Source organism: Erythrobacter sp. (assembly GCF_038133525.1).
Taxonomy (GTDB): Bacteria; Pseudomonadota; Alphaproteobacteria; order Sphingomonadales; family Sphingomonadaceae; genus Qipengyuania.
In genome coordinates, this window is sequence record NZ_JAYPTL010000006.1 from 1 (window position 1) to 7396 (window position 7396).

7 protein-coding genes are annotated in these 7396 nt (G+C 63.3%); 5 read left to right on the forward strand and 2 right to left on the reverse strand.

The window, feature by feature from the left end; translation table 11 throughout:
* The 3 genes from uvrA to AAFM29_RS02570 form a co-directional block, all read left to right on the forward strand.
* Positions 1 to 2805, forward strand: a 2805-nt coding sequence (gene uvrA, locus AAFM29_RS02560) for an excinuclease ABC subunit UvrA (RefSeq protein ID WP_341711264.1), incomplete at its 5' end; no start/stop codon positions are given.
* A 189-nt stretch (positions 2806 to 2994) separates the two neighbouring features.
* Positions 2995 to 3882, forward strand: coding sequence for a methyltransferase domain-containing protein (locus AAFM29_RS02565; protein WP_341711265.1), 888 nt, complete (start codon positions 2995 to 2997; stop codon positions 3880 to 3882).
* Positions 3883 to 4087: 205 nt separating this feature from the next.
* A complete protein-coding gene (locus tag AAFM29_RS02570) occupies positions 4088 to 4351 on the forward strand; it encodes a hypothetical protein (protein WP_341711266.1) in 264 nt (87 codons plus the stop codon).
* Between the two features lie 182 nt (positions 4352 to 4533).
* On the opposite strand, the gene AAFM29_RS02575 is transcribed toward AAFM29_RS02570, so the two are convergent.
* Entirely contained in the window at positions 4534 to 4749 is a 216-nt protein-coding gene (locus tag AAFM29_RS02575) for a hypothetical protein (protein WP_341711267.1), read from the reverse strand.
* Complete coding sequence (locus tag AAFM29_RS02580) at positions 4749 to 5753, reverse strand: hypothetical protein (protein WP_341711268.1); 1005 nt, start codon at positions 5751 to 5753, stop codon at positions 4749 to 4751. Before AAFM29_RS02580 ends, AAFM29_RS02575 begins: the two co-directional genes overlap by 1 nt.
* A gap of 188 nt (positions 5754 to 5941) precedes the next feature.
* Between AAFM29_RS02580 and AAFM29_RS02585 the strand changes: the two genes are divergently transcribed.
* Together AAFM29_RS02585 and AAFM29_RS02590 are read left to right on the forward strand one after the other, a co-directional pair.
* Positions 5942 to 6805, forward strand: coding sequence for a hypothetical protein (locus tag AAFM29_RS02585; RefSeq protein WP_341711269.1), 864 nt, complete (start codon positions 5942 to 5944; stop codon positions 6803 to 6805).
* 106 nt (positions 6806 to 6911) lie between these two features.
* Positions 6912 to 7396: hypothetical protein (locus tag AAFM29_RS02590; protein ID WP_341711270.1), on the forward strand; the 485-nt coding region annotated here is incomplete at its 3' end.

Below are 7396 nucleotides of genomic sequence, written 5' to 3' on the forward strand. Positions count from 1 at the left end.
ACCATCTATGCCGAGGGGCAGCGTCGCTATGTCGAGAGCCTGTCGGCCTATGCGCGCCAGTTCCTCGAGATGATGCAGAAGCCCGATGTCGAGCATATCGACGGGCTCAGCCCCGCGATCTCGATCGAGCAGAAGACCACCAGCCGCAACCCGCGTTCGACCGTGGCGACGGTGACCGAGATCTACGATTACATGCGCCTGCTTTGGGCGCGGGTGGGCGTGCCCTATTCGCCCACCACCGGCCTGCCGATCGAAGCGCAGACCGTTTCCAACATGGTCGACCGGGTGATGGCGCTGCCTGAAGGCACGCGGCTCTACCTGCTCGCGCCGGTGGTGCGCGGGCGCAAGGGCGAATACCGCAAGGAACTGGCCGAATGGCAGAAAGCCGGCTTCACCCGCGTGCGGATCGACGGGGAGTTCTACGCGATCGAGGAAGCCCCCGCGCTCGACAAGAAGTTCAAGCACGACATCGAGGTGGTGGTCGATCGTATCGCGGTGAAGGAAGGGATCGAGACCCGCCTTGCCGACAGTTTCGAACAGGCGCTCAAGCTGGCCGAGGGGCTGGCCTATGTCGACCTGGCCGATGGCGTGGTGCCGGGGCGCGAGGGCGAGGGCGAGGCCGGCGGGGCGATGAAGGGCGCGGGCATTCCAGCCAACCGCATCGTCTTTTCCGAACGCTTTTCCTGCCCGGTCAGCGGCTTCACCATCGAAGAGATCGAGCCACGGCTGTTCTCGTTCAACGCGCCGCAGGGCGCCTGCGCCACCTGCGACGGGATCGGCGAGAAGCTGCTATTCGATCCGCAACTGGTCGTCCCCAACGAAGCGCTCAGCCTCAAGAAGGGCGCGGTGGTGCCCTGGGCCAAGTCCAACCCGCCATCACCCTATTACATGCAGGTCCTCGCCAGCCTGGCGAAGGAATATGAGTTCAGCCTGGAAACCCCGTGGGAGGATTTCGACCGCGAGATCCGCGACCTCATCCTGTTCGGCACCAAGGGCCGCGCCATCCCGCTCACCTTCAAGGACGGGCGCAAGGAATACACGGTCAACAAGCCCTTCGAAGGCGTCATCGGCAACCTCAACCGCCGCATGCTCCAGACCGAGAGCGCGTGGATGCGCGAGGAGCTGGCCAAGTTCCAGACCGCGCAGCCGTGCGAGGCCTGCAACGGCAAGCGTCTCAATGAAAAGGCGCTGGCGGTGAAGGTCGGCCAGGGCAAGGGGGCGACCGATATCGCCACGCCGACGAAGATGAGCGTGGCCGACGCCAAGGCGTGGTTCCTCGCGCTGCCCGACCAGCTCACCGATACACAGCAGCAGATCGCCCGCGCGATCCTGAAGGAGATCAACGAGCGGCTTGGCTTCCTCGACAATGTCGGGCTCGACTACCTCAACCTCGATCGCACCAGCGGCACGCTGAGTGGCGGGGAGAGCCAGCGCATCCGCCTCGCCAGCCAGATCGGCAGCGGCCTCAGCGGCGTGCTCTACGTGCTCGACGAGCCGAGCATCGGCCTGCACCAGCGCGATAACGACCGGCTGCTCGAAACGCTCAAGCGGTTGCGCGATCTCGGCAATACGGTGATCGTGGTCGAGCATGACGAAGACGCGATCCGCGCGGCCGACCATGTGGTCGACCTTGGCCCGGGCGCGGGCGTGCACGGGGGCGAGGTGGTGGCCGAAGGCACGCTCAAGCAGGTGCTCAAGTCCAAGACTTCGCTCACCGCTGCCTATCTCAACGGCACGCGCGAGATCGAGGTGCCGGCGAAGCGGCGCAAGGGCAACGGGCACAAGCTCACCGTCCACGGTGCGCGCGCCAACAACCTCCGCGACGTCACGGCCAGCATCCCGCTGGGCACCTTCACCTGCATCACCGGCGTATCGGGCAGCGGCAAGTCGTCCTTCACCATCGACACGCTCTACGCCTCCGCCGCGCGCCACCTCAACGGCGCACGCGTGGTCGCGGGCGCGCACGACAAGGTCAGCGGCCTCGAATATTGCGACAAGGTGATCGAGATCGACCAGTCGCCGATCGGCCGCACCCCGCGCAGCAACCCGGCCACCTATACCGGCGCCTTCACCCAGATCCGTGACTGGTTCGCGGGCCTGCCCGAAAGCCAGGCGCGCGGCTACAAGCCCGGGCGTTTCAGCTTCAACGTCAAGGGCGGCCGGTGCGAGGCGTGCCAGGGCGACGGGCTGATCAAGATCGAAATGCACTTCCTGCCCGACGTCTACGTCACTTGCGAGGAATGCCACGGCAAGCGCTACAACCGCGAAACGCTCGAGGTGAAGTTCAAGGGCCTCAGCATCGCCGACGTGCTCGACATGACGATCGAGGATGCGGAGGAGTTCTTCAAGGCCGTCCCCCCGATCCGCGACAAGATGCACATGCTCAACGAAGTCGGGCTGGGCTACGTCAAGGTCGGCCAACAGGCGACCACGCTGTCAGGCGGCGAGGCGCAGCGGGTAAAGCTGGCCAAGGAACTCAGCAAGCGCAGCACCGGGCAGACGCTCTACATCCTCGACGAGCCGACCACGGGCCTGCATTTCGAGGATGTCCGCAAGCTGCTCGAAGTGCTCCAGCGGCTGGTTGACCAGGGCAATTCGGTGGTGGTGATCGAACACAACCTCGACGTCATCAAGACCGCCGACTGGATCCTCGACCTCGGGCCGGAAGGCGGCGTGCGCGGCGGCGAGGTGGTGGCCGAAGGCACGCCCGAGGATGTCGCGAAGGAGCCGCGCAGCTTCACCGGGCAATACCTCGCGCCCATGCTGGCCAAGGGCGACCAGCGGGTGACCGAAGCGGCGGAGTAATCCCCGCTTCGCCACACCGCGCGAAGCGTGGCGTGGCCCCGACAATAGGGCGGAATTTCAAGACTTAGCGCGCGCCTGCGGGTGGCCGCTGGTCGTGCGCAGGCGTGCGTTTGGCGAAAAGCGCTCGTCTCATGCGGGGCGGTGCCCGCAGGGCCCGGTCGTCGCCAATAGCAAAACAAGGAATACCGAATGTTCACACGGACCAGCATCGTCGCTGCCAGCCTCGCACTGCTCGCAAGCGGGCCGCTCCACGCAGGGCAAGGCCCCGAAGGCACCACCCAAGCCGCATCGCAAACCTCGGCCATCGCCCACGCCGTCGCCAATCCGGCGCGCACCGATGCGGATCGCGCGCGTGACGATGCCCGGCACCCGGCCGAAGTGCTCGCCTTCCTCGGCGTCTCGCCCGGGATGACCGTGGTCGAGAACCAGCCCGGCGCCGGTTGGTACACGCGGATACTCGGCCCGCTGCTGCGCGACGAGGGTACCTTCCTCGCCGCCCAGGCCGATCCGGAACTGTTCCTCGACACCGTGCCCGAAGCCAGTCGCCAGCGCTTTCGCGATACCGTCGCCACTTGGCTGCGCGATTTCGCCAGCACCAATGCGCAGCTCACCGGGCCGCGGACAGGCGCCTTCCTCTATGGCGTGGCGCCCGACCACCCGGCCTATTTGCCCAGCGCCAGCGTCGACATGGTGCTCGACATTCGCAGCATCCACAATCTGATCGGTGCGGGGCCGGAACGGACCGACCTGATCCTGTCGGAATTTCACCGCGTGCTGAAGCCGGGCGGCGTGCTGGGCGTGATCGACCACAGCGAGGATGAAGCAAGCCCGCGCACGCCGGAGGAATCGGGGAACCTCGGCTATGTGAAGGAAAGCGTGATGATCGCTCTCATGCAAAAGGCCGGGTTCAAGCTGGTCTCGCGCAGCGATATCCTGGCCAATCCCAAGGACCACCGCGACCATGAAGGCGGCGTCTGGGCGCTGCCGCCCACCTACACCAATGGCGACAAGGATCGCGCCAAATACGCGGCAATCGGTGAATCCAACCGCATGCTGCTCAAATTCGTCAAGCAATAGCGCCACGATGCACGGCCCCGGCACCCCACCGGGGCCGTGCAGCCTTGCTGGCCAGCACCTTGCGTTGATGCCCTCCCGGGCGGATAGCAGGGTGACCGCAGCCCCGGAGTGACCCTCCCTGCGTCATCCCGGACTTGATCCGGGATCCAGCTTCTTCCACGCTAAGGTGCCAAGCCATCACGCTGGCAGAGGAGTATCCGATCCCGTGAACGATCCCGACAATGAGAGGGTGATCGACCGGATCGACCGCAAGCTCGGCAGGGCGTGGAGCCGCATCGGCGGCACGCTCTTCGCCCTGATCGGCCTCGCCATGCTGGCGAGCGCGCTGGGCAGCGGCGATATCGCCGGTCACTGGCCCCTGCTGATCGGCGCGGCGGTGATGTTCGCGCTGGCGCGACTGGCGTTCAGGTCACGGCTGGCGCTGAGCGAATTGCTCGATGATGGGCCGCCGGGACTGAGGGGGCGGTAACTGGCTGCTAAGCCTACCGGCTAGTACCTCAAATCGATGTTGGAGTGCGTTGATGAGGCGGCCGAGTGATCGCTGATCAATGGGCTGACGCTCGCCAATCGTACGCAAAAAGGGCCGAAGCAACGCTTCGGCCCTTTTTGCTTCGGGGGTGACCCACGCTTGTTGGTTACAAACGGTCTAAGTTAGCTCTCAAATTCACTAAAATTGTGAATATCGAGTGGGAAGGAAAGTGGCTGATCGATAGGCCGGATAAGCAGGTTGGATCGCATGATTGTCGCCAACGAAGTTGGTGATGCGGTCGTTTGCGCAAAGTGATTTGCCGAAGCGGTGCGTTCCTGCATCTGAATGCCACACCCAGTACCGGTAAAGGTACCCTCCCCATATGGGCGATTGGTCATCAGTTCTTCTCCTTCAGCTGCCAACCTTCAAATTGGCGAGCATCTTCTATGCCGGTTTGCTGAGCCGGGACCGGCCCTTGCAATTGTACTCGTTTCAGGCGCCCGCGAGACACAAATTCGTGACTACCAAAGTTTACGCTCTCAATAAGCGCACGTGGTATCTCATAGGCCACTTCATTGCTGGTTCCTAGTTCAGTATCAGGGTTGAACTGGTCACGCAACTTGAGATAGTCTCGATATTCCTTCTCTAACTCCCTCAAAACAGAATAAAATTCTTCTGAAGGCTTGTCGATATCAAGACCCAACTCCTTAGCTTCACGCCTATTGATGGAGTGATCATGAGAGCCTGATTCGCTGCAAAGGAATGACACAATTTTCTTAACGTCTTTGGCTGGTGTGCTCTGATACTTAAGCAACTTGGTGGCGAGGTCGTGGATCTGCTGCCGCGATCGGAAAATTTGGCCAAGTACAAGCGGGTGAATCTGTGACGACAGGTTCGACCAGATGTTGGCTAAGGGCTGTGGGTCTGTAATCTCCAGTTTCTCACGCACTACGTCGATATAGCCTTGTATGGCTTCTACGCTGACCGGTACGCGCTGGTTCGGCATCCCGTTGATCATCGGATTCAAGGGGCCATTGAGGCTCGGGTCGATTGGTCCCAATGTAGCTTGCTTGGTCATGACGATCTTGTCGGCACCCAAACACATGAGCGTACCCGCACTCATGGCCTTGGCTGGAATAATAATCTCCAGTTCCTCGCAGAAGGTGCGCAACAAGTTTACCAGGCGCCATGCCGCAGCTGTATTGCCACCGTTCGTGTGGAGGATGAGGCTAATTTTCTCTGCCGGCCAAAGCGCGTCGAGGTGATCGACAAAGAAGTCAATAATCTCAGGTGAGATCTGAGTTTCCATACCGGGACGGTCACCCGTCACAAAAAGCATGGCCTTCGACCCTCTTGCTGCTTCGACCTTCTGCAGAATTGCTTTCCGTTCAGTATAGCTCATAGGCACATGCTCAAATATCCAAAGTCGACTGCATGTAGGAAATACAAAACACAGATGTCCAATATTTTTGGAGTATGGGAGACAAATACCCACGGAAATCACTCGGATTCTCCAATAAGCGACTTAGGTTTCCTACTCTTGGACACGTCCTGTACGTAACTCGGTTCCATCTCTCTCAGGAGCGAACCATGAATGCCTTCACCCCGCGCCCCGACTTCGCGCCCGCCGAACCTCACTCCATCTTCACGCCGCGCGCGCAGGGGGAGTTCCTCAAATCGCTCCAGTTCAACGGCAATGTCCGGCTCGCCTGCCGCGCGGCGGGGGTTTCGGCGCAGACCGCCTATCGCGCGCGACGGCGCTCGCCGGGCTTTGCGCGGGCGTGGGATGTGGCGCTGCTGGCGGCGCGCGACCATGCCGAACAGGTGCTCGCCGATCGCGCGCTCAACGGGGTGGAGGAGGCGGTGTTCTATCACGGCGAGGAGGTTGCGCGCCGCCGCCGCTATGACAGCCGCCTGCTGCTCGCGCACCTGGCGCGGCTCGACAAGCTGGCCGAGCGGCCCGAGCTCCACGCCGCGCTGGGCGTGCTCGACGAGCAGATCGAGGGGCTGTTTGAAGGTACTCCGATCTCGGACAATGTGCCCCCGGCAAATCCTTGGCAGAACCCTGTTCCACCTGTTCCATCCTGTAGGTTTTGCGGGGGGCAATGCGAAACGCCCGGTGCCAGGCTGGAGCCGGAGGATTGCCGGTGGCTGCTCGATCGGTACGACCGCATGGAGGCGGCGCGGCCGAAGGGGGCCAAGGAAACATACGAGCTGACCCCCGAAGGCGATCCCTATGGCGAGATCGATAAGCTCCAGCTCGAGGCTTTCGAAGCCGACGGCCACGAATGGTGGCTGGTCACCACCGAGGAGGAGATGGTGGCGTCGATCCTCCACAACTACGAGGAAGAGGGCGGTGGCGACGACGAATATGACGATGAGGAGCTTGCGGGGGAGGGCGCGCTTGCGGGCGATGGTCTGGCGGGCGACGATCCGGAGGGCGATGGCCGATAATTCCAATACAGGCCCCCCGGGCGGGCGCATGACGGGCGCTGCGGGACCGCGGGTGGCGGCCTGCGTCTGATGCCGCCTTGCCCGTCTCCTGCCGAGGGAGGGGCGCATGGTCAGCTCGACAATTCCGGGATTTGCACGGCTTGCGGCGGGGGGAGCTGCGCTGGCGCTGGCGTCTATGGGAACGCCCGCTCTGGCGCAGTTCGCAGAGTCGCATGATACGCCCGAGCCGGCGATGGAAAGCGAACGCGGCGTGGTCCCCGACTGGGCGGGCAGCGAAGCGGTCAGCGAATATGCGGTGGAGGCCGCCGGTGGCGATGCGGGGGAGGAAGTCTCCGCCTCGCAGCCGACCGGCGACCTGACCCGCTGGCAGAGCGATTTCGGCGCCTATGAAGCGCGTCGTGCCTCGTGGGAGAATAGCCTGCGCACCCCCACGGTGGCCTATTCCTGGCGGCCCGCGCCCTATCGCGCGGTGGCGGTGCACGGGGCGGGATCGGCCGGCTTCCTCTACCTGCGGCAGGACAATTTCCTCGGCCTCGACGGCGCGACCTTTGCCGAGAAGGTCGAGGCGATGAACGCCGCGGGCGCCTTCGG

Coding starts and splice junctions, on each gene's coding strand:
- AAFM29_RS02565 (WP_341711265.1), top strand. CDS start 2,995: ATGTTCACACGGACCAGCATCGTCGCTGCCAGCCTCGCACTGCTCGCA.
- AAFM29_RS02575 (WP_341711267.1), bottom strand. CDS start 4,749: ATGACCAATCGCCCATATGGGGAGGGTACCTTTACCGGTACTGGGTGT.
- AAFM29_RS02580 (WP_341711268.1), bottom strand. CDS start 5,753: ATGAGCTATACTGAACGGAAAGCAATTCTGCAGAAGGTCGAAGCAGCA.
- AAFM29_RS02585 (WP_341711269.1), top strand. CDS start 5,942: ATGAATGCCTTCACCCCGCGCCCCGACTTCGCGCCCGCCGAACCTCAC.